At 62.0% G+C, this 19,026-nt stretch carries 21 protein-coding genes; 7 read left to right on the top strand and 14 right to left on the bottom strand.

Features of this window, described 5'->3' with window-relative positions:
• The first annotated feature begins 18 nt into the window (after window positions 1-18).
• The gene (locus ARC39_RS03360; RefSeq protein WP_068109918.1) at window positions 19-1,221 is read left to right on the top strand and encodes a DegT/DnrJ/EryC1/StrS family aminotransferase; all 1,203 of its coding nucleotides are present in this window, start codon (window positions 19-21) and stop codon (window positions 1,219-1,221) included.
• A 50-nt stretch (window positions 1,222-1,271) separates the two neighbouring features.
• Here ARC39_RS03360 and ARC39_RS03355 read toward each other — a convergent pair whose 3' ends face one another.
• From ARC39_RS03355 to phaC, 4 genes are all read right to left on the bottom strand, one after another.
• Window positions 1,272-2,249, bottom strand: coding sequence for a LysR family transcriptional regulator (locus ARC39_RS03355; RefSeq protein ID WP_368085965.1), 978 nt, complete (start codon window positions 2,247-2,249; stop codon window positions 1,272-1,274).
• Window positions 2,250-2,317: 68 nt separating this feature from the next.
• The gene (phaR, locus tag ARC39_RS03350) at window positions 2,318-2,866 is read right to left on the bottom strand and encodes a polyhydroxyalkanoate synthesis repressor PhaR (protein WP_068109916.1); all 549 of its coding nucleotides are present in this window, start codon (window positions 2,864-2,866) and stop codon (window positions 2,318-2,320) included.
• 164 nt (window positions 2,867-3,030) lie between these two features.
• A complete protein-coding gene (locus ARC39_RS03345) occupies window positions 3,031-3,480 on the bottom strand; it encodes a Phasin (protein ID WP_068109913.1) in 450 nt (149 codons plus the stop codon).
• 128 nt (window positions 3,481-3,608) lie between these two features.
• A complete protein-coding gene (phaC, locus tag ARC39_RS03340; protein WP_068109910.1) occupies window positions 3,609-5,408 on the bottom strand; it encodes a class I poly(R)-hydroxyalkanoic acid synthase in 1,800 nt (599 codons plus the stop codon).
• Window positions 5,409-5,511: 103 nt separating this feature from the next.
• Here phaC and phaZ point away from each other — a divergent pair, with 103 nt between their 5' ends.
• Window positions 5,512-6,795 (top strand): polyhydroxyalkanoate depolymerase, encoded by a 1,284-nt coding sequence (gene phaZ / locus ARC39_RS03335; protein WP_068109907.1) that lies wholly within the window; start codon window positions 5,512-5,514, stop codon window positions 6,793-6,795.
• A 40-nt stretch (window positions 6,796-6,835) separates the two neighbouring features.
• Here phaZ and ARC39_RS03330 read toward each other — a convergent pair whose 3' ends face one another.
• Window positions 6,836-7,810 (bottom strand): SLAC1 anion channel family protein, encoded by a 975-nt coding sequence (locus tag ARC39_RS03330; RefSeq protein WP_068109904.1) that lies wholly within the window; start codon window positions 7,808-7,810, stop codon window positions 6,836-6,838.
• Window positions 7,811-8,492: 682 nt separating this feature from the next.
• Here ARC39_RS03330 and ARC39_RS03325 point away from each other — a divergent pair.
• Both ARC39_RS03325 and ARC39_RS03320 read left to right on the top strand, forming a co-directional pair.
• A complete protein-coding gene (locus tag ARC39_RS03325; RefSeq protein ID WP_068109901.1) occupies window positions 8,493-8,933 on the top strand; it encodes an Rrf2 family transcriptional regulator in 441 nt (146 codons plus the stop codon).
• Between the two features lie 118 nt (window positions 8,934-9,051).
• Complete coding sequence (locus tag ARC39_RS03320; RefSeq protein WP_068109898.1) at window positions 9,052-9,804, top strand: YbaY family lipoprotein; 753 nt, start codon at window positions 9,052-9,054, stop codon at window positions 9,802-9,804.
• A gap of 45 nt (window positions 9,805-9,849) precedes the next feature.
• Here the strand turns inward: ARC39_RS03320 and ARC39_RS03315 are convergent, their stop codons facing one another.
• From ARC39_RS03315 to ARC39_RS03280, 8 genes are all read right to left on the bottom strand, one after another.
• Entirely contained in the window at window positions 9,850-10,539 is a 690-nt protein-coding gene (locus ARC39_RS03315) for an HAD-IA family hydrolase (protein WP_068109895.1), read from the bottom strand.
• On the bottom strand, window positions 10,536-11,204 hold the full coding sequence (gene gph, locus ARC39_RS03310) for a phosphoglycolate phosphatase (RefSeq protein WP_068109892.1): 669 nt from the start codon (window positions 11,202-11,204) through the stop codon (window positions 10,536-10,538). The genes ARC39_RS03315 and gph overlap by 4 nt, the downstream gene beginning before the upstream one ends.
• Window positions 11,201-11,755, bottom strand: coding sequence for a thioredoxin family protein (locus tag ARC39_RS03305; protein WP_068109889.1), 555 nt, complete (start codon window positions 11,753-11,755; stop codon window positions 11,201-11,203). Before ARC39_RS03305 ends, gph begins: the two co-directional genes overlap by 4 nt.
• 65 nt (window positions 11,756-11,820) lie before the next feature.
• The gene (locus ARC39_RS03300) at window positions 11,821-12,744 is read right to left on the bottom strand and encodes an MBL fold metallo-hydrolase (protein WP_068109886.1); all 924 of its coding nucleotides are present in this window, start codon (window positions 12,742-12,744) and stop codon (window positions 11,821-11,823) included.
• A gap of 100 nt (window positions 12,745-12,844) precedes the next feature.
• Window positions 12,845-13,180, bottom strand: a complete 336-nt coding sequence (locus ARC39_RS03295) for a hypothetical protein (RefSeq protein ID WP_068109883.1) — start codon at window positions 13,178-13,180, stop codon at window positions 12,845-12,847.
• A gap of 105 nt (window positions 13,181-13,285) precedes the next feature.
• Window positions 13,286-13,984 (bottom strand): ribulose-phosphate 3-epimerase, encoded by a 699-nt coding sequence (rpe, locus tag ARC39_RS03290; protein ID WP_068109881.1) that lies wholly within the window; start codon window positions 13,982-13,984, stop codon window positions 13,286-13,288.
• Window positions 13,985-14,092: 108 nt separating this feature from the next.
• Window positions 14,093-15,094, bottom strand: coding sequence for a type I glyceraldehyde-3-phosphate dehydrogenase (gene gap, locus ARC39_RS03285; RefSeq protein ID WP_068109878.1), 1,002 nt, complete (start codon window positions 15,092-15,094; stop codon window positions 14,093-14,095).
• A gap of 859 nt (window positions 15,095-15,953) precedes the next feature.
• Entirely contained in the window at window positions 15,954-16,304 is a 351-nt protein-coding gene (locus ARC39_RS03280; RefSeq protein WP_068109875.1) for a phasin family protein, read from the bottom strand.
• Window positions 16,305-16,537: 233 nt separating this feature from the next.
• Here ARC39_RS03280 and ARC39_RS03275 point away from each other — a divergent pair, with 233 nt between their 5' ends.
• Window positions 16,538-17,167 carry a 50S ribosomal protein L25/general stress protein Ctc gene (locus ARC39_RS03275; RefSeq protein WP_068109872.1) on the top strand — a complete coding sequence of 210 codons (630 nt, stop codon included), beginning with the start codon at window positions 16,538-16,540 and terminating at the stop codon, window positions 17,165-17,167.
• Window positions 17,168-17,274: 107 nt separating this feature from the next.
• Here the strand turns inward: ARC39_RS03275 and hmuQ are convergent, their stop codons facing one another.
• Window positions 17,275-17,586 carry a heme-degrading protein HmuQ gene (gene hmuQ, locus ARC39_RS03270; protein WP_068109869.1) on the bottom strand — a complete coding sequence of 104 codons (312 nt, stop codon included), beginning with the start codon at window positions 17,584-17,586 and terminating at the stop codon, window positions 17,275-17,277.
• A gap of 107 nt (window positions 17,587-17,693) precedes the next feature.
• Here hmuQ and pth point away from each other — a divergent pair, with 107 nt between their 5' ends.
• A complete protein-coding gene (pth, locus tag ARC39_RS03265; RefSeq protein WP_068109867.1) occupies window positions 17,694-18,380 on the top strand; it encodes an aminoacyl-tRNA hydrolase in 687 nt (228 codons plus the stop codon).
• Between the two features lie 211 nt (window positions 18,381-18,591).
• Window positions 18,592-18,975: a DUF2237 family protein gene (locus tag ARC39_RS03260; RefSeq protein ID WP_068109864.1), complete on the top strand. Its 384-nt coding sequence runs from the start codon at window positions 18,592-18,594 to the stop codon at window positions 18,973-18,975.
• Window positions 18,976-19,026: the final 51 nt, after the last annotated feature.

Here is a 19,026-nt window from a genome sequence, read left to right as displayed (position 1 = left end):
AAACGCGAAGGCCGAAACATGTCTCAGGCGCCAGTTCCGAATGTCTATGACGCCGAACCCATTCCGGAGGCCGCCCGGGCCGAGATCGACCGCCTGATGCAATCGGGCGACCTGTTTCGCTACACGGCGCCGGAAGATGCCCCGGTAACGCTGCTGGAACGGGAATTCGCTGCGATGATGGGGAGCCGGTACGCGCTCGCCGTTTCCTCCTGCTCGGCCGCCCTGTTCCTCTCGCTGAAGGCGCTCGGCCTGCCCCGTGGGGCGAAAGTGCTGATCCCCGCCTTCACATTCGCAGCCGTTCCATCCGCGGTGGTCCACGCCGATTGCCAGCCGGTTCTGGTCGAGGTCGGCTCGAACTACCGCGTTGATATGGCGGATTTCGAAGCGAGGTTGACCGACGATATCGGCGCTGTTCTGATCAGTCATATGCGCGGCCATACCTCGGATATGGATGCCATCATGGCCCTTGCAGAAGCGCGCGGCGTTCCGGTGATCGAGGACGCGGCCCACTCCCTCGGGACGCTTTGGAACGGAAAGAAAATCGGCACGATCGGCCGCGTCGGCTGTTTTTCCTTCCAGTCGTACAAGCTGGTCAATGCCGGCGAAGGCGGCATCATGGTCTCTGACGACGCCGACCTGATTGCACAGGCGATCATCATGTCGGGCGCCTATGAGCACAATTGGAAGAAACACGACATTCTGGCAAAGGCCGTGGAGCGCTGGCAAAATGCGCTGCCACTCTACAACTTGCGGATGCAGAACCTTTCGGCAGCGGTCATCCGGCCGCAGCTTGCCGAGGTTCCACGACGCGTCGCCGATGGCAGGCGCAATCACGATTATGTCGCCGCGCAGTTGAACGTCTCGCCCTGGCTTGACGTTCCCCAACCGCTCGCACCGGAGCTGCGCGCACCGGACTCGATCCAGTTCAACCTGATCGGAATGTCCGACGACCAGGTGACAGCCTTCGCCGAAACCGCCCAGGCTGGCGGGATCAAGGTGCAGGTCTTCGGCATGAGCACAGACAACGCGCGCGCCTTTTGGAACTGGCGTTTCATCGAAGGCGGTGTGCCGGAGCTGCCGAAAACGCGGGATATGCTGATGCGTGCCTGCGATGTACGCCTGCCCGCACGGTTGACACTCTCCGACCTGGATTTCGTCTCCAGCGTCCTCGTCGGCGCGGCTGACCAGGTCATGGCGGAAACGCGCGCCTACGGCACGTAGACCACGATTTCGCTCAGAAGGATTGGCGCGGGCGCCGGGCGCACTGCGGCTCACAGCACCCGCAAAGACCCTTTGAGCCATGGTAACCGCTCGATTGCCGTGTCGACGATCATTTCCTGCAAGAGCGGTTTGAGGCGGTCGACCAGTTGCCGCGGCATGTCTTGCAGTGCTTCCGTTCGCGCCGTCAGCAGGATTCGGCGCGTCAGCGGAGCAATGGGAAGCGGGTACACGTCGGCCTCTTCGCGGAAGCGGCGCGCGTGCAGGTAGCCGAGCGGCGTCAGGATCGTCCATCCCGCGCCCGAGGCGACCATCGCCATGATGGCGTGGTAGGAATCCAGTTCAAACCGATGGCTGAGAACCACCCGGTGATGGGCAAGATGTGCCGCGATCTGCCGGCCCATCAGATGCCGCTGCGTGTATTGGATCAACGGGAGGTCGCGAAGCGCCGCCAGCCCGTCGTCCCCGGGATCGAACCCTTTCGGAACGGCCGCGACGAATGGCTCTTCCAGCAGCGGATGCACCTCCATCCATTCCGCTGCTCCGCCCTCCAGTTCGGCGGTCACCACAACGTCCAGCGCGTTGCTTTCCAATTGGTCCAACAAACGATGGCTGGGTCCGGTTTCGAGCAGGAACTTGCACTCGGTCAATGCGCCCGCCATGTCGGACAGCAGCCGCGGCGTGACGTCAGCATCGAAATCCTCGATCATGCCGAGCCGGAGGTCGGTCAGGTTCCGCATGTCGCCAGACAGCAACTCGGCGCGCGCCTGCATCGCCTCGTTCCAGATCCGTTGCGCGCGCCGCCGGAACATCCCACCCGCCGCCGTGAGCCGGGCCGGACGCCGGGTACGATCGATCAGCTGCGTGCCGAGCGCCGTTTCCAGATTGCTGAGTTGCTGGCTGACGCCGGATGGGCTGGCGCCCAGCCTGCGGGCCGCGGCGGAGACCGCGCCTTCCTCGGCGACGGCCAGAAAGACCTCTATGCCCCACAGGGTCACCCGGCCCGCGCTGTCGGTCATCCGTGCGGTCATCCGGGCCTTTCCCCATATGTGCGCTCACCGCGGGATGCGATGACGCCACCTGCGGCGACGGACGCCGATTACTTGTTCATCCGCGCCAGTTTTGCCTGGAGGTCCGCAAGCTGTGTCTTGATCTCGTCGAGATCCTCGCCCTCGCCCTTCTCGGTCTGTTCCGGACCGCTGGCCGGCCAGGTCCCCATACCGCCCGTCATGGCCTTGACGAAGGCTGCCTGCTGCGCGCGCATCGCTTCGAACCCGGGCATGGTCGACATCGGGTTCATCTTTTCCATGTTTTCCATCATCTTCGATTGCCCATCACGGAGCATCTCGAAGGACATGGCAAGGAACTGCGGGACGACCGAATTCGCGGAGGTCGTGTAGCTGCGCACCAGATCGGTCAACACATTGATGGGAAGGACGCTTTCGCCCTTGCTTTCGTGCTCGGCAATGATCTGCAACAGGTATTGCCGGGTCAGGTCGTCGCCGGACTTCAAGTCGACGATCTGCACCTCGCGTCCGCTTCGAATGAACCCAGCTATATCCTCTAACGTCACATAGTCGCTGGTCTCGGTATTGTAGAGACGCCGGCTGGCGTAGCGCTTGATCAGAAGCGGTTTTTCTTCGGCCACGCAGTACCCTCCCTGTTGCGGCGCAGCGAAGCCTAGACGAGCCCGTTCCAAAAGGAAAGGGCGGGCTTGCAATGCAAGCCCGCCCGTACAGTCCGCGCCGGTTAGGGAGGAGGACAACGGCGCAGAAACTGTTACACCAACTACACTGGTTAACCTGCGATCGCTTACTTAGCGGAAGCAGTGGCCTTCTTGGCGGCCTCGGTCACCTCGGCGGTGGCCTTCTTCACGGCAGCGGTGGCATCTTCAGAAATGTCCTTGCCCGCAGCCAGCATCAGCTCGACGGTTTCCATCTGGACCTTCTTGGCAACCTCGGCAAAGGCAGCCATCGTCTCTGCGACCATTTCGGCCTGCGAGGAGGCGTAGTCGGTCATGGCTTTCTGGTAGTCAGCCGGCTCTTCCTTCATCTTGGTGACTTCGGCGAGCTTGGACAGGGTCTCCTTGGTCCACTTCGAGGAAATCTCGGTGGATTTCTCGGCGGCCTCAAGGGCAACCTTGGAGAGCTTCTCGCCCAGAGCGGCCTGGGTCTTGAAGGCATCCTGCATGGCGGTCGCATCCACCGGGAACGCGGCCATCATGTCCTGCATCATCTTGGTCACTTCGTCAGTCTTGGTCATGGTATTCTTCCTCTGCATGTGGCCGGTTCACCCGGACCCCCTGAATTCTGGAACCAGATATACATGCTGCACCGCAGCATTTCAAGAACTTTCGCTGCAATGCAGCAAAAATCCGCGCGTTCCTGCAATCAGAGGCCGGATCCGGACCGGACATAGGTGCCGGGCGCTTCCGTCAGCGGAGGATGCTTGACGTCGCCGGGTTCACGTGCGGGCGTCTGCGCACCTGACCGCCTCTTCAGCCACGCTTCCCACCGCGGCCACCAGGACCCTTCGTGGTAACTCGCATCGCTGCGCCAGTCCTCCGGCGACACGGACATGTCGTCGTTCACGTAATGGCCATACTTCTTCTTGGACGGCGGATTGACGATCCCGGCAATGTGCCCGGACTCGGACAGGATGAACGATTTCTGTCTCGAACCCATCTTCTGTATCCCGCGATAGGACGACTTCCACGCGGCGATATGGTCGGTTTCACAGGCGATTGCGCAGAGCGGGGTACTGACGTCCCGAACCGACACGGTTTCACCGCAAATCTCGAAACCGTCGCCACCTGCGAAATCATCGCGCTGACACAGGCCGCGCAGATAGTCCACCGCCATACGTGCCGGCAGATTGGTGCTGTCTCCGTTCCAATAGAGCAGGTCGAAAGCCGGCGGCGCTTCACCCATCATGTAACTACGAATTGCGGGCGCGTAGACGAGATCATTGCTCCGCAGATAGGAAAACGTCCGCGTCATGTAGAAACTGTCCAGGTAGCCTGAACGGTTCACTTCTTCCTCGATTCCATCGACGAAATCGTCCTCGAGGAACACCCCGAACTCGCCCTGATCGGAGAAATCGGTCAACGTCGTGAAGAAGGTCGCGGAGCGAACCGACGTGTCGCCCCGCTTTTTCATGAGCGCCAGCGCGAGTGACAACGTCGTGCCGGCGATGCAGTAGCCGATCGTGTTGACCTTGTCTTCACCGGTGATCTGCTTGACCTGGCCGATCGCCTCAAGAAAGCCCTCCTCGACGTAGGTATCCAGCCCCACGTCAGCATAGGACGCATCCGGATTGACCCAGGAGACGACGAAGAGCGTATAGCCCTGATCAACGATCCACTTGATGAGAGAATTCCGCGCGGACAGGTCCAGGATGTAGTATTTGTTGATCCACGGCGGGAAAATAAGCAGCGGCGTTCGAGCAACGGTCTCGGTGGTTGGCGCGTATTGAATCAGTTCGAACATCCGGTTTCGGAACACCACCTGACCGGGAGTCGTGGCGATATTCTTGCCAACGGTGAAGGCGTCCTTGTCCGCCAGCGTGACCACCAGGTCCCCTCCGTTGGCCTCGAGATCGCGCACGAGGTTTTCCAGCCCATCGACCAACGATTGGCCTTCGGTGTCCACCGCCTTGCGCAGCGCTTCGGGATTTGTGGCCAGGTAATTTGCCGGACTCAGCATGTCGATCATCTGCCGGGAGAAATACTCCAGGCGCTGCTTGTCCTTCGGTTCGAGGTAGTCGAGGTCGGAAACCGCCTTGTTGATCGCCTCGCTGGTCAGCAGGTACTGCTGCTTGATGTAATTGAAATACGGGTGCGTCTGCCACAACTCACCGGCGAACCGCCGGTCCTTCGGCGTGGTGTCTTCCGGGGCGCGGAGCTGTCCCGAGGTCAGCACGTGCTGCGCCTCGATATAATGTTTCAGGGTCTTTCCCCAGTACCCGATCTGATGCTCGAAAACCTTGGAGGGATTCTTCATCCATTCCGTCATGAAGGCCGACGCGGCCTTCATATAGAGGTCTTGCCCGGGCCCCTGAAGGGCCGGATCGATCTGACGTTGCCGGGTCAGTGCGGCCACAAGTCTTTGGGAAAGCGCCTCGATTTTGGCCAGGTTGGCCGCCAGCACGTCCTGTTCCGTAGCCTCCGGGGACTCATCATCGGTTGTCATCTACGGTCCTTTTCCCTTACTTTCGCTGCGGTGAATACATTTGACGCTTGAATCCGGCAAAGCGACCATTTGTTCCGGGCGGGCCACAAGGAGTACGAGCGACATGAAGCACATGATGACCTACGACCTAATGGAGAGCATCCGGGTCACCAACGAATGGCTCGGTTCGACGGCAAAGGCCGCCTGCTCCTATCCGGTATTTGGTCTCTCGGTCAGCCCGTGGATCCAAATGACGGCCGCCTGGGGAGAGGTCACCGAACGCAGCTTCCAACGCATGGTCGCCAAACCGGACTGGAATATCAACTCTGTCGTCGGTGCCGACGGGCGTGATCACCTCGTGGACGTGATTGCCGAGGTGGAGAAACCCTTCGGAGATCTGATCCACTTCGAGGTCCAGGGACGCCCGGAGATGCCGCGCAAGGTCATGCTGGTGGCGCCGATGTCGGGGCACTACGCGACCCTGTTGCGCTCAACCGTCGTGTCGCTTCTCCCCGACTGCGAAGTCTATATTACGGATTGGCACAACGCCCGGGACATTCCGGTTTCCGCCGGCAAGTTCGATGTGGAGGATTACACGCTCTACCTCGTGAACTTCATGCGCCACCTCGGCCCCGATACCCATGTGATCGCTGTCTGTCAGCCGGCCCCGATCACGCTCGCCGCCGTTGCCTATCTCGCGGAAGAGGATCCGGCCGCCCAGCCGAACTCCCTCACGTTGATCGGCGGCCCCATCGACCCCGGCGCAGCGCCCACCGAGGTGACCGATTTTGGCCGGACGATCACGATGGGACAACTCGAACAACACGTGGTGCAGCGCGTCGGCTTCAAATATGCAGGCGCCGGCCGCATGGTCTATCCCGGCCTTCAACAGCTCGCCTCCTTCATGGCGATGAACTCGGAAACCCATGCCAACGCGTTCTTCGACCAGATCGTGCGCGTCGCGCGTGGCGAGGCCGGCGAACATGACCGCCACAACCGCTTCTACGACGAGTACCTTGCGGTGATGGATATGACGGCGGAGTTCTACCTCTCGACCGTCGAACGGATCTTCAAACGGCGCGAGATAGCGCGCGATGCCTTCGAGGTCGCGGGCAAGCGGGTGCATATCGGTGCAATCACCGACGTCGCGGTCAAGACCGTCGAAGGGGCAAAGGACGATATCTCGGCGCCCGGGCAATGCGTGGCCGCCCTCGACCTCCTGACCGGTCTGGACCCGAGAAAGAAGGCCAGCCATCTTGAGCCCGGCGCGGGGCACTACGGGATTTTCGCCGGGAAATCATGGCGGAACAATATCCGTCCGCTCGTGCTGGAGTTCATCGACGCCAATATGACCCACGAGCGCCGCAAGATGAAATTCGCGAACATCCGTTCGCTGCACGCCCGGTAGCTGGGAGCGGCGGGCGCCCCCTCCGCCAGGCATCGAGATATCACTCGGGTATGCAGATTTCTTGCCGGCGGATGGCCGTGACGGTCCGGACCGCGAGCGCGGCAACCACGGCCAGCAGGATCAAGAACAGCAGTCCGCCAAGCCAAAGGTGAAAGGCCGATCCCGTCAGGGCAGCGTATCGCAGTGTCGCAATGGTGAGCGCCGCGGTGGGAAAACTCGTCGCCCACCAACTCAACGCGAAGGGTATCTTCCGGAAATTCGGGACCTGCACGACGACGATCGCCGCAAATACGTACCCGAGATTGATCAGGATTCGCGCCACAGCATCAATTGCCCCGCCATTCAACTGGATCCAGGCGAGAAATCCCACCGCGGGCGGGGCGATCAGAATCGCCAGGGTCGGCAGGAGTTTGCCCGGCAACGGATCGTGGAAGATCAACCGGTTCATGACCAGCGTCAGCAGAACGATCCAGAACAGAATACCCGCCGAAAAGAACAGCCACGACACCTCGATAAAACCGAAGCCGACCCCCGCGACAGGCGCCACAACATTGCCTACGGCCGGAATGAACCACGCGGGCGATATGTGCATAGGCTGGTATGGACGATGCCCGATCCAGCCGGAGACGACGGCAAGCATCAACACCGCCTGAAGCGCGGCACCGACGATCCAGATCGGGCGGGCGAGCCCCGGAACCGTGGGAGCCAGTGCCGTCGCAACCAGCAACAGCGATATGGAGATCGCGGGAAAGAAAGCCTTCTTGACCGGGTGTGCCCACTCCGCAAGGAAATGCTGTTTGAAACGCTGATATTTCAGCACCATCAGGACACTGACAGCGACGAACACCAACACGGTCACGGTCAGGAGCAGGCTCGAGAAAACGCCCCGAACCCCGATCTGGTGCTCCATCGCGTGCGTGGAAAGCGTCATCCCCGCGAGCCCCATGACACACGCATAGAAGGTGACGGGAAAATGGGCGAGCCGCGGTTCGTCCACGTCGGTCGTTTTGCTCATGGCGCGACATCTCCGGTTAGCAAGGCCTGAGATGTGCAGGCAAGATTCGTCAGGCCCGCACCACCGGCCAATCCAACAAGGATCAACAACACCATATCGACCGGCCCACTATGTGACGCAGTACCGCGTCGCGAGTGAATTGAACGAAGAACGCCGCCAAGAGCCCGTGATTGGCGAGAAGAGCGCAGCTATCGTCCCCACGATCTAGCCAGCTTCAGGAGCGACTTGTTCCGAACGGGAAGCCTACGGAGCCGTCAGTGGAGACGCACAACAGGACCTTCCGCCAGACGTCATCCCCCGGAATGCCGCTGCCAGTCGCCAAGTGGAGCGGCTCGTCATCAAGAACGATGGGGGTAGGATGTACCGAGAACGTTCCCCCGAGAGGGCCGACGTTCACTGGCCGCGCCAGACCAACCCCACATGAACGGCCACGCAGGCCGAGCCGTACGCAGAAAGAAAACGAGCACGGTCGAGGCGTCCCCACCAGTGCCCGCGAAACTGGCGCCCCAGCCCAAGCAAGCCGCTCCGCCACCGAATCTGTCCAAATTCTGCTCAAAACACTTTGCATAGATACATTCTCGATGCATTTAATTTGGAAACGGGCTCAGGCCAGTGACCTGGATCAAGGAATCACGGACCTGCTTGTCCCAAGCTGTCAGACACACGAAAGGATGTGCCCGATATGCGTTTGACCGTTCGCACCAATCTCGCCATGCGCGCGCTGATGTTCTGCGCGATCAATTCAGGCAGGACGGTTCGAAAGGCCGAGATCGCTGAGGCTTGCAACTCCTCTGAGAACCACCTCGGCGTTGTGATCAACATGCTTGGGCAGACTGGATTTATCGAAACGGCGCGCGGCCGCAACGGCGGCATCCGGCTGAAGGTTGCGCCGGAAGCGCTCAGTGTCGGCCAGGTTTTCCGCGTCTTCGAGGCGAACGTGCCTTTCGCGGAGTGCTTTGCCGGTTCGGACAACCATTGCCCTCTCACGGCGAGCTGCCGCCTGCGCGGCCATCTCTCGGTCGCGCTGGAAGCGTTCTACCACGCCCTTGATGGTGTCACTCTGGCCGACCTGGTTCAGGAGAATTCCGGCCTTCGCACGTTGCTGGAACTCGAAGGCGCCTGATCGCCCGGCCGATGCCGGTTGGCTCTTGTCTCGAATACCTTCGTCCATTTACCAAGGATTGCCGACGCTGCGGCGTCAAAGCTTTCGACATGCGAATTTCCCAGATCGGAGGTATTCAATGTATCGCTTTTCACTCGCTGTTGCCCTGCTTGCAAACATGCCCGCACTTGCACCGGCCGAAACGCTGTCCGGCACCGTCACATACCGCGAACGCATGATGTTGCCACCGGACGCGGTGTTGGAAGTGCGGCTTGAGGATGTATCGCTGGCAGATGCGCCGTCGGTCACGCTCGGCACCTACCGGGCGGACGCGCCCAAGGCGCCGCCCTTCCCCTTCGAGGTGGAATACGACCCGGCCGAGATCGATGTGTCAGGCCGATACAGTTTGCGCGCGACGGTTCGTGCGGGCGACAAATTGCTGATGACAACAGACACGGCCTATCCGGTTTTGACCGCTGGCGACGGCACGGACGTTGAAATGCTCCTGCGCATGACCGGAAGTGACGCGACGGCGAAACCGGATTCGGATTTCGTGAATACCTACTGGAAAATCCTGACGCTCGGGGGCGAGGCGGTGCAGATTGCAGAGGGCGCGCGAGAGCCGCATGTCATCTTGCGTACCGATGGCTCTTATAACGCGACCGTCGGCTGCAACATGATCCGTGGCGCGCATGAGACGCAAGACGACACCGTTCGCTTCAAACCCGGCGTTACGACCCTCATGGCTTGTCCGCCGCCATTGGACTCGATGGAAAAGGCGCTGATCGCCACGTTGGCGGCGGCAGAGGCATATTCTGTCTCGGGCGAAATGATGCAACTGACGGATAGCTCGGGCGAGGAAATCGCGACGTTTCGTGCCGTCTACTTCTGACCTAGGCACCAACCCGGCGGCGCAAGTGCCTTCAAGGCGCGCCCATCATCGCGGCGGGAAGCCGAAGCGCCCCCAATTGGCAGGTTCGAGCGAAGGCACGACCGCGAGCGCACCGGTGTAATCCGCGCCTTGCGGGCCGTGTGCAGAGGGGCTGACCACAACCGGAATGCCCGCGGCGCGGGCGGCCGCGAAACCGACCGGGCTGTCTTCGAAGACGACAGCATCCGCCGCGTCGACGCCCAGCCCCGCGAGCGCGGCGAGGTACCCTTCCGGATCGGGTTTCTTGGCCGCAACATCCGAGCCGGTGATGACGACCTCGAACAACTCTGCCGCCGGCGCGGGGAGGCAACCATCCGCAACCACCCGAAAGCTCTCACGGCTGGCCGCGGTTACGATCCCGCGCCTGACCCCCGCTTTCGCCGCCGCCGCGATCAGCGCCTCGACCCCCGGCCGCAAGGGCAATCCCTCCTCGGAGAGGAGTCGTTCAAAATGCCCCCGCTTTCTGCGGTAGAGCGCGTTGATCGTTTCATCGCCGACACGCTCAGCCTCGGACAGCCGGGATTGAAAATACGTCATCCGCTCGATCCCGCCGGACACCGCCAGCAACGCGCGGTTCAGGGTGACATCCCAGTGCCAGGGCAAACCTGCCTCGGAAAATGCGGCATTGAACGCCCGACGGTGCAAGTCCTCCGTTTCAGTAAGCGTGCCGTCGACGTCGAAGATCAGCGCCTTCATTGCGCCGCCGTCTGGCGGGCCCGCGCTTCGCGCACGATTTCCGGCAATCGGTCAAAATGGTCGAACGCCCAATCGTGGGGCATCTCTTCCAGCGGCGCCTTCCGGTACCCCTCGGAGTAGAGTGCGAAAGGCACCTCTGCCCGCCGGGCGGTCTCCGCATCGATCTCGCTGTCGCCCACATAGAGCGTCGGCCCGCCCCCCAGATCCTCGATCACGCGCAACAGCATGTCGGGTTCCGGCTTGCGGCTGTCGATCATTCCGCCGGCGAGAAAGGCGTCAAAGATCGGCTCCATCCCCATGTGGCGCATCACCGCGCGCGCTGGCAGTTCCGGCTTGTTGGTGCACAGGCCCAACCGGTGCCCGGACGCCTTCAGGACCGCGAACATGTCCACCACACCGGGATAGAATACCGCCTTTTCCACGGCGAACTCGTACTGGGCGATGAAAGCCCCGTAGATCCGCGCGTGCGTATCCGGCGTCTCCGCGATTCCGCGAGCCGCCATCATGCGGCTCACCAGAACCTTCGCGCCCTCGCCCACAAAGCTCCGCACCTCGTCGAGCGTCAGCGCCTCCTTCCCCAACCCCTCCAGAATGACGGCCGAAACGGCCTGAATGTCCGGCGCGCTGTCGATCAGCGTTCCGTCGAGGTCGAAGACGATGTTCATGCGGCTTTCCACTTGATCGAGCACCCCATCGAGGGCACCTGCTCTTTCGGGCCGAACCCGGTTTCGGCCACCTGTTTCATGGCCTCGTAGAGATCGCGCCGCAAGTCCTCGGGGCCGGCCTTGTTGCGGGATGCGTCAAGACGCCCGCGGTACTGCAGTTCCATGTCCGCGTTGAAACCGAAAAAATCCGGAGTGCAGGCCGCATCGTAGGCATGCGCAACATTCTGGCTTTCGTCGCGGAGATAGGGAAACGGCAAGCCCCACTCCGCTGCCTTCACCTTCATGTTGTCGAAACTGTCGGCAGGATGAGTCGTCGCATCGTTCGCGCAGATCGCCACCACGCCGATCCCCAGCGCCTGCAGGTCCCGGCCGTCGCGCACGATCCGGTCGATGACCGCCAGCACGTACGGACAGTGGTTGCAGATGAACATCACCAGGGTGCCCTTGGGGCCGGCAAACTCCGACAACCTGTGATCGCGCCCGTCGGTTCCGGGCAGGGTGAACTCGGGGGCTTTCCAACCGAAGTCGCAGACCGGAGGGATGGCGGCCATGTTCAATGTCTCCTAAAGGAATGTCCGGACTCGGGCCTCCTACCCGGCCGGTTGCAGACCGAGTATCAGCCTTCGTGCGCGACAAAACGATAGGACGATCCGTCCCGCTCCGCACGCCCAATCCCTCCCGGAAGGTGGAATCCGACAAACCGCATCTGCTCGGAGGCCAATCTTTCCATGAGTTTGTTACGCGTTGCCGCTGCCAGAGGCTGATCCTGATCGGAGCCGGAGGGCCAGTCCGGTCGGGCGAAGGCGACATGATGGTTGCCGATCGCATCGCCGAGCACCATCACGCTCTCACTTCCGGAACGGATTTCGAACGACATGTGTCCGGGCGTGTGCCCGGGCGTCATGTGTGCCGCGACGCCGGGCAGGATTTCCTCGCCATCTTCAAAGAACTGCATCGCATCTGCCATCGTTTCCAATCGCCGTTTCGCGCCCACGGCGAAGGCCGCACGCTCGGCGCCGATCGTGTCGACCGTTGCGGGGTCCATCCAATAGGCCCACTCGGCCTTCCCGATAAGATGCTTCGCTTCATAGAAAAGCGGCTCGTCGAAATCGTCCAGCACACCCCAGAGGTGATCCGGGTGAGCATGCGTGAAGACCACATGCGTGACGTCTTCAGGCGCGAGGTCAGCCGCACTGAGCGCGTCCATGATCTTGCCGGCGCTGTCCTGGAAACTCGCCCCGGAACCCGCGTCGAAAAGCACAACCATGTCATCCTTGCGAAGCAGCGTTAGATTGCATTCGGGCGTCAGGGGCTGGTCCGGCGTGAGGCCGAATGGCTGCAGGACGGGCGTCAGTTCGGCCTCGGGCATGGGACCGAAGATGAAATCGCCCGGCAAGGTCAGGTGCCCGTCACTCAGCACCTCGACCGACGTGCCGCTCAACTCGATCTTCGCATGCGCCCACCGCGGGGTCAGCCCGATCGCACCAGCCACGGTTGTGGCGAGCGCGCCCGTGAGCGCGCCGCGTCTTGTCAGTTCCATCACATGTCCTCCCAAGATCTCCTGGAGACATGCTCGCATTCAATTTTCTGAATGACAATGCTCGTTTCGCGTCCACGCACTGTCCGTCATTGGCAAAACCTCACGCCACGTCGATGACCTTCCAGTGCAGCATCTCCGTTTCGACAACACGACGCGCGAACGGGGCCATGCCGGCTGAACCGGATGCGCGGTCCTTGAAATGAATGCTCAGGTCCGGCCGGCGCGACGCGATCACGCCCACCAGGTCGCCGCGCACCGTGTCATCCAGCCCGGCGCCAACGACGACACTACGGATGTTTGGCTCGGCCTCCAGTTGCGCGATCACCTCGCCGCGGTCGTGCGCACCGAGCCACTGGATGGGCAGATCCTCCAATTCGACTGCAACGTTGCGAATGACATCCGGCAACTTACCGACCAACAGCACGACGGGTCTCATGTTCTTCCCTCCCTCGATCAGGGCCCAAAAGGGATCGCCGCCGCACGCGGCGGTCCAGGAACATCATAGCACAATTCGACGCACGGGAGCGTTGCGCTGCCGCAATCAGGCCGTCGCGAGCACGGCCTCGGCGGCGTCTCGGATCGCCCGGATATTCGCTCCGTAGGGCGCCGGGTTCGCGACGGAACCGCCTTTGAAGACGGCCGACCCCGCAACCAGAACATCCGCGCCCGCCGCCGCCATGAGTGGCGCGGTCTCCGTCGTGATGCCGCCATCGATCTCGATATGTACGGGCCGGTCGCCGATCATCGCGCGCAGCCTGCGGACCTTGTCGATTTGCGAATGGATGAATTTCTGGCCGCCGAAGCCGGGATTGACTGTCATCACGCAAATCAGATCGACCATGTCCAGCAAGTAGGGGATCGCGTCCAATCCGGTTGCAGGGTTGAGCGCAAGACCGGCCTTCGCGCCCGTTGCGCGAATTGCCTGCAACGTGCGGTGGATATGCGGCCCGGCTTCCAGGTGCGCCGTGATCACATCGGCTCCGGCCTCCGCATAGGCTTCGATATACGGGTCGACGGGCGCGATCATCAGGTGCACGTCCATCACCGTCGTCACGTGGGGGCGAAACGCCTTCACCGCGGGCGGGCCAAAGGTGAGATTCGGCACGAAATGGCCGTCCATCACGTCCACATGCACCCAATCGGCGCCCTGACCCTCGATGGCGCGGATCTCCTCGCCGAAGTTGGCGAAATCCGCCGAGAGGATCGACGGGGCTATCTTGATGTTGCGGTCGAAAGACATCCCTGCCCCACCTCCCCAAACGAAATGCAGGGTGCGTGATACCACGCACCCTGCGACATTCAAGCAACTATGCAGCCTCGGGGCGACGCCCCGGTACCGCTGAGCCAATCAGATCAGCGAGCCCATCTTCACCGCGGTGTCGGCCATGCGGTTGGAGAAGCCCCATTCGTTGTCGTACCAGCTCAGCACCGAGCAGAGCGTGCCGTCCATGACCTTGGTCTGATCCAGGTGGAAGATCGACGAATGCGGGTCGTGGTTGAAGTCGATGGAGACATTGGGCTTGTCGGTGTAGCCCAGAATGCCCTTCATCGGACCATCGGCAGCGGCCTTGATCGCGGCGTTGATTTCCTCCACCGAGGTTTCCCGCTTGGCGATGAACTTCAGATCGACAACGGAGACGTTCGGCGTGGGCACGCGGATGGCAAAGCCGTCCAGCTTGCCGGCCAGATCCGGCAGCACAAGGCCAACGGCCTTGGCGGCGCCGGTGGAGGTCGGGATCATCGACATGGCGGCGGCGCGGGCGCGGTAGAGGTCCTTGTGCAGCGTGTCCAGCGTCGGCTGGTCGCCGGTGTAGGAGTGGATCGTGGTCATCATGCCCTTCTCGATGCCGATGGCGTCGTTGATCGCCTTGGCAAACGGAGAGAGGCAGTTGGTGGTGCAGGAGGCGTTGGAGACGACGAGATCTTCGGCGGTCAGCACATCGTCGTTGACGCCGAAGACGACGGTCTTGTCGGCACCGGCGCCCGGGGCGGAGATCAGCACGCGCTTGGAGCCGTTCTCAAGGTGCAGCGCGGCCTTGTCGCGCGCGGTGAAGATGCCGGTGCATTCCATCGCAACATCGACGTCGCCCCAAGGCAGTTCCTTCGGGTCACGGATCGCGGTCACCTTGATCGGGCCGCGGCCAATGTCGATGGTGTCTTCGGTGGTTTTTACTTCACCGGGGAAGCGGCCGTGCACCGAGTCAAAGCGGATGAGGTGCGCGTTCGTCTCGACCGGACCCAGATCGTTGATCGCCACGACTTCGATATCGTCGCGGCCGTTCTCGACGATAGCACGGAGAACGTTGCGTCCGATACGGCCGAAACCGTTAATGGCTACTTTGACTGTCATGGTCAGTTCCTCATTTCACAATAGGGACATTGCGGCAGCGTCAGCGGTCAAAGGCCGTCATGCCGCGATGCAGGTGAAGCTCGTTTTTCGGGGCAAAGGCCCCGACCGTGGTCTTACTGATGCAGAATCCTTTGTCACCCGGCAATTCCGCCCACCCAGTACGGCGGTTGACGCATCTCTAGGCGCGAATACCGCACCTTACGACCGTGAGATGGCGTATTCCCGAGCACCTGAGCGCCAACACGGCCATCCCGCCATTTGACCGCAGCAGGTTGATATTGCAGGCGCAGCAATACCGCAGTGCCCAATGCTACAATGGTTTTCATGCCTGCGCCCGGTTCCTCGAGGCGCCTGCCTGCCCCCAGCGCCGGGCGATCGGGTGTCGAATTCCGTGACAGCGGCCATACCCTCAAACCACGTCCAAACGGAGCAAAACCGAAGCGCCACAGGGTCAAACGCGGCTTGGTAGCGCTCCCATTGCGCCAATCTGCCACGCCCACACGGAGTCTCCAAAGCGGCGAGAACGGCGCAACTCCTCGGCTTGGAACCGGGAGTTCTGCTCCCAACCCGCAGTGAGTCGGCACGTCCGCCGCCCGTTTCATCGTCAAGCGCGACCGAAAAACACCTTCGGCAGCGAGATCCACCGCTCCCGAAAGCCGCTCTCCGAGGAAATCAATCGCCAGCTCACACCGTCGGTCCAGGGAACGCCGCCGAAACGGCCCGATTGGGGTCCTGCCCACAAAACAACTGCCGCCTTGCCTTCACGGCAAGGCGGCAGCCAGGGTCACGGTTCTTTCCGGGTATGCACGTGCGCCGCCCCTTTCGGGTCCTCCCCGGCCCACGCACCGGTTGACGGTACTCAGCCGTCAGCAGTCCTGCCTGTCAACTCGTCGAGCACCGCCCGCTGCAGGCGCACGAGCCTGCCCGTTTCGGCACTGTACTGGTCGAAGGCGGTCTTGAGAAACCGGCCCTGTATCTCTCGCAGTTCGACCGGATCGCGGCACTGCAGGATTTCCTGCTGCGTCCGCACATCCTCTCGAATCCGCTCGCTCACGAATTGCGCAACTTCAGCCGAGACATCCGACATGGCGCGCACCCAGACAGGACTCATCCAGAAGAGAGTGCCGAACCCGGTCTTTTGCCAATCAATCATATACTCGGCCATGCGGTCCTTGCCGGAGCCCGCGGGCTCCTTGGGCGTTGTGCTCATCCTCGTGTCCTCCCCAGCCACGATTCGCGTTCTGCCCATTAGACGTGACGCAGGGTTAGACGGTTTACCTTGATTGAAATCAACTTCCGCGCGAAATGTCTCGCGTGCAACGGATCTGCGTACGGGCACCGTTCGATTTGCCCTTTCCAACGCGGCGATTTGCGCCTATACGGCCGGCTTCGAACACACTGGGCATACACCCTTGGAGGATGCCCGCAATCAGGAGACGACCAATGGCTGGTGAGATTCCGAATCTTGAAGCCACGGTGCGCACGGGGACAGGCAAGGGGGCCGCCCGTCAAGCTCGCCGTGAGGGCCTTGTGCCCGGCATCATCTATGGCGGGGGCGATGACCCCGTCGCCATCAACATCCCCTTCAACGTGCTCATGAAGCGCCTGAAATCCGGCCGCTTCCTCTCGACGCTCTTCAACATGAAGGTCGAGGGAATGGAGGACGTGCGCGTCATCTGCCGCGGCGTGCAGCGCGATGTGGTCAAGGACCTTCCGACGCATGTCGATTTCATGCGCCTGCGCCGGAACTCGAAGGTCAACCTTTTCATCCCAGTCGAATTCACCGACGAAAAGGACAGCCCCGGCATCAAGCGTGGCGGCGTTCTGACGGTGGTTCGCCCGGAGATCGAGCTTGTCGTGACGGCCGGCGAGATTCCCGAAAAGGTAGAAATCTCGCTCGCGGGCCTCGACATCAACGATCACGTGTCGATCTCGATGGTCAACCTGCCGGAAGGCGCGAAGCCGACCATTGACCGCGACTTCAACATCGCGTCGATCTCCGCACCGTCCGGCTTGTCTGCCGGCGGCGACGACGACGACGAAGAGGAAGTCGAAGACACCGAAGAGGTGTGATAGCCGCGGGGGCACATGTGCCCCCCGCTCACGCCGATCGCTCAGGGCCCCGCCGGTCGATGACCGCCGGGGCCTTTCCCATTTGCACGCACCCGCCGTGCGCCCGATCAGCCGATTGACTGAACGGAATCGAACACTTCCAGCTCTGGCGGACCAAGATAAATGTCCATTCCGCCCCGCGCACCGGCATGGGCCTTTCGGAAAGCCTCCGATTTCGTCCAGTCGACGAAAGCCTGCTCGCTCTCCCACATCGTATGCGAGGCGTAGAGACGGTAGCCGTCTTTCTCCGGTCCTTTCATGAGGTGGAAGGCAACGAAGCCCGGCACCTCCGGAAGCTGCGAGTCGCGGCCCTTCCAGACATCCTCGAACGTTTCCTCGCTGCCCGGCTTCACACGGAACCGATTCATGGTCAGATACATTTCATCTCCTGTATTCGGGGGAACGGCTGGCATAGGGGCTGGCGTTGCGTCGCACTTCACGGCATGAGAAGCTGAACGTCAACCAGATCGGATCAGGACACGATACCGTGCAACTCTTCGTCGGCCTCGGAAATCCCGGCGCAAAATACGCCCAGAACCGGCACAATATCGGCTTCATGGCGGTGGACCAGATCGCCGCAGATCACGGGTTCGGTCCCTGGCGCGGCAAATTCCAGGGTGCGGTGTCAGAAGGCAGGCTTGGGAGCGACAAGATCCTGTTGCTCAAACCGGAAACCTTCATGAACCGGTCGGGGCAATCCGTGGGCGAGGCGATGCGTTTCTTCAAGCTGCAGCCGGATGATGTGACGGTATTTCACGACGAGTTGGATCTGGCGCCGGGCAAGGTCCGGGTAAAACAGGGCGGCGGCCATGCCGGGCACAATGGCTTGCGCTCGATTCACGCCTCCATCGGGCCGGAATACCGCCGCGTGCGGCTCGGTATCGGCCACCCCGGCCACAAGGATGCCGTTTCCGGCTACGTCTTGCGTGACTTCCCGAAGGCGGATGCCGGCTGGCTGGACGATTTGCTGCGCGGGATCGGCGACGGCGCCCCGGCATTGGCCGCCGGCGACCCGGGCAAGTTCATGAACGCAATCGCGCTGCGGGTGAACCCGCCGCGCTCCTCAACGACACCGCCCAAGGCCGATGCCACATCGGCCACGCCGGCGGCAAAGGCCGATGTGGCGACGGACACACGCTCTTCACTCCAAAAACTGGTGGACCGGTTCCGCTGACCCGCGCCGATCCGCGCGAACTCGGCACTGCCCGAACGGGGTCCGTTCGGGGTCGGCGCGCGTCTACGGCTGCGCCACTCTGGACATCCGATGGCAGCCGGGCCCCGAGTTGGGACCACGATCTACACCGGCCGGGAGTGTCGCGCGGGGCGGCCTCTCGACAGAAACTCTGCACGCCCTATCCTGACAGGACACTAGTGGCGAGGTGAATATGCAGAAAGACCCTTCAATCAATGTGCTCGGCGGCGCACTTCAGCCCTGTTCAAGCGATCCTCTCACCGGGTTTTTCCGGGACGGCGCCTGCAATACCTGCGCGGAGGATCATGGCAGCCATACGGTCTGTGCCATAATGACAGAGGAGTTCCTCGCCTACTCGAAATACGTCGGCAATGACCTGTCCACGCCGAGACCCGACTTCCGCTTCCCAGGATTGAAGCCGGGAGACCACTGGTGCCTCTGCGCCGGGCGGTTTCTGCAAGCCCACGACGAAGGGTGCGCACCGCAGGTCAATCTCGCGGCCACCCACAGGCGTGCGCTGGAGATCGTGCCGCTCGAGATACTCTATGAAAACGCGCTGCCGCAGGCGGGTGTCTGACCGGAAATCGTCACTCCCCCTTCCACGCGCCCTCCTGCGCCGCGAGACGCG

It is taken from the genome of Tropicimonas marinistellae, assembly GCF_001509585.1.
GTDB classification, from domain to species: Bacteria; Pseudomonadota; Alphaproteobacteria; order Rhodobacterales; family Rhodobacteraceae; genus Tropicimonas; species Tropicimonas marinistellae.
Note: the sequence above shows the minus strand (reverse complement) of the source record. Positions and strands in the feature narration are given on the sequence as shown.

Excerpts from the sequence above, each read along its gene's own strand:
- ARC39_RS03360 (WP_068109918.1), top strand. The coding sequence starts at position 19 with ATGTCTCAGGCGCCAGTTCCGAATGTCTATGACGCCGAACCCATTCCG.
- ARC39_RS03355 (WP_368085965.1), bottom strand. The coding sequence starts at position 2,249 with ATGACCGCACGGATGACCGACAGCGCGGGCCGGGTGACCCTGTGGGGC.
- ARC39_RS03345 (WP_068109913.1), bottom strand. The coding sequence starts at position 3,480 with ATGACCAAGACTGACGAAGTGACCAAGATGATGCAGGACATGATGGCC.
- phaC (WP_068109910.1), bottom strand. The coding sequence starts at position 5,408 with ATGACAACCGATGATGAGTCCCCGGAGGCTACGGAACAGGACGTGCTG.
- phaZ (WP_068109907.1), top strand. The coding sequence starts at position 5,512 with ATGAAGCACATGATGACCTACGACCTAATGGAGAGCATCCGGGTCACC.
- ARC39_RS03330 (WP_068109904.1), bottom strand. The coding sequence starts at position 7,810 with ATGAGCAAAACGACCGACGTGGACGAACCGCGGCTCGCCCATTTTCCC.
- ARC39_RS03325 (WP_068109901.1), top strand. The coding sequence starts at position 8,493 with ATGCGTTTGACCGTTCGCACCAATCTCGCCATGCGCGCGCTGATGTTC.
- ARC39_RS03320 (WP_068109898.1), top strand. The coding sequence starts at position 9,052 with ATGTATCGCTTTTCACTCGCTGTTGCCCTGCTTGCAAACATGCCCGCA.
- ARC39_RS03315 (WP_068109895.1), bottom strand. The coding sequence starts at position 10,539 with ATGAAGGCGCTGATCTTCGACGTCGACGGCACGCTTACTGAAACGGAG.
- gph (WP_068109892.1), bottom strand. The coding sequence starts at position 11,204 with ATGAACATCGTCTTCGACCTCGACGGAACGCTGATCGACAGCGCGCCG.
- ARC39_RS03305 (WP_068109889.1), bottom strand. The coding sequence starts at position 11,755 with ATGGCCGCCATCCCTCCGGTCTGCGACTTCGGTTGGAAAGCCCCCGAG.
- ARC39_RS03300 (WP_068109886.1), bottom strand. The coding sequence starts at position 12,744 with ATGGAACTGACAAGACGCGGCGCGCTCACGGGCGCGCTCGCCACAACC.
- ARC39_RS03295 (WP_068109883.1), bottom strand. The coding sequence starts at position 13,180 with ATGAGACCCGTCGTGCTGTTGGTCGGTAAGTTGCCGGATGTCATTCGC.
- rpe (WP_068109881.1), bottom strand. The coding sequence starts at position 13,984 with ATGTCTTTCGACCGCAACATCAAGATAGCCCCGTCGATCCTCTCGGCG.
- gap (WP_068109878.1), bottom strand. The coding sequence starts at position 15,094 with ATGACAGTCAAAGTAGCCATTAACGGTTTCGGCCGTATCGGACGCAAC.
- ARC39_RS03280 (WP_068109875.1), bottom strand. The coding sequence starts at position 16,304 with ATGAGCACAACGCCCAAGGAGCCCGCGGGCTCCGGCAAGGACCGCATG.
- ARC39_RS03275 (WP_068109872.1), top strand. The coding sequence starts at position 16,538 with ATGGCTGGTGAGATTCCGAATCTTGAAGCCACGGTGCGCACGGGGACA.
- hmuQ (WP_068109869.1), bottom strand. The coding sequence starts at position 17,586 with ATGTATCTGACCATGAATCGGTTCCGTGTGAAGCCGGGCAGCGAGGAA.
- ARC39_RS03260 (WP_068109864.1), top strand. The coding sequence starts at position 18,592 with ATGCAGAAAGACCCTTCAATCAATGTGCTCGGCGGCGCACTTCAGCCC.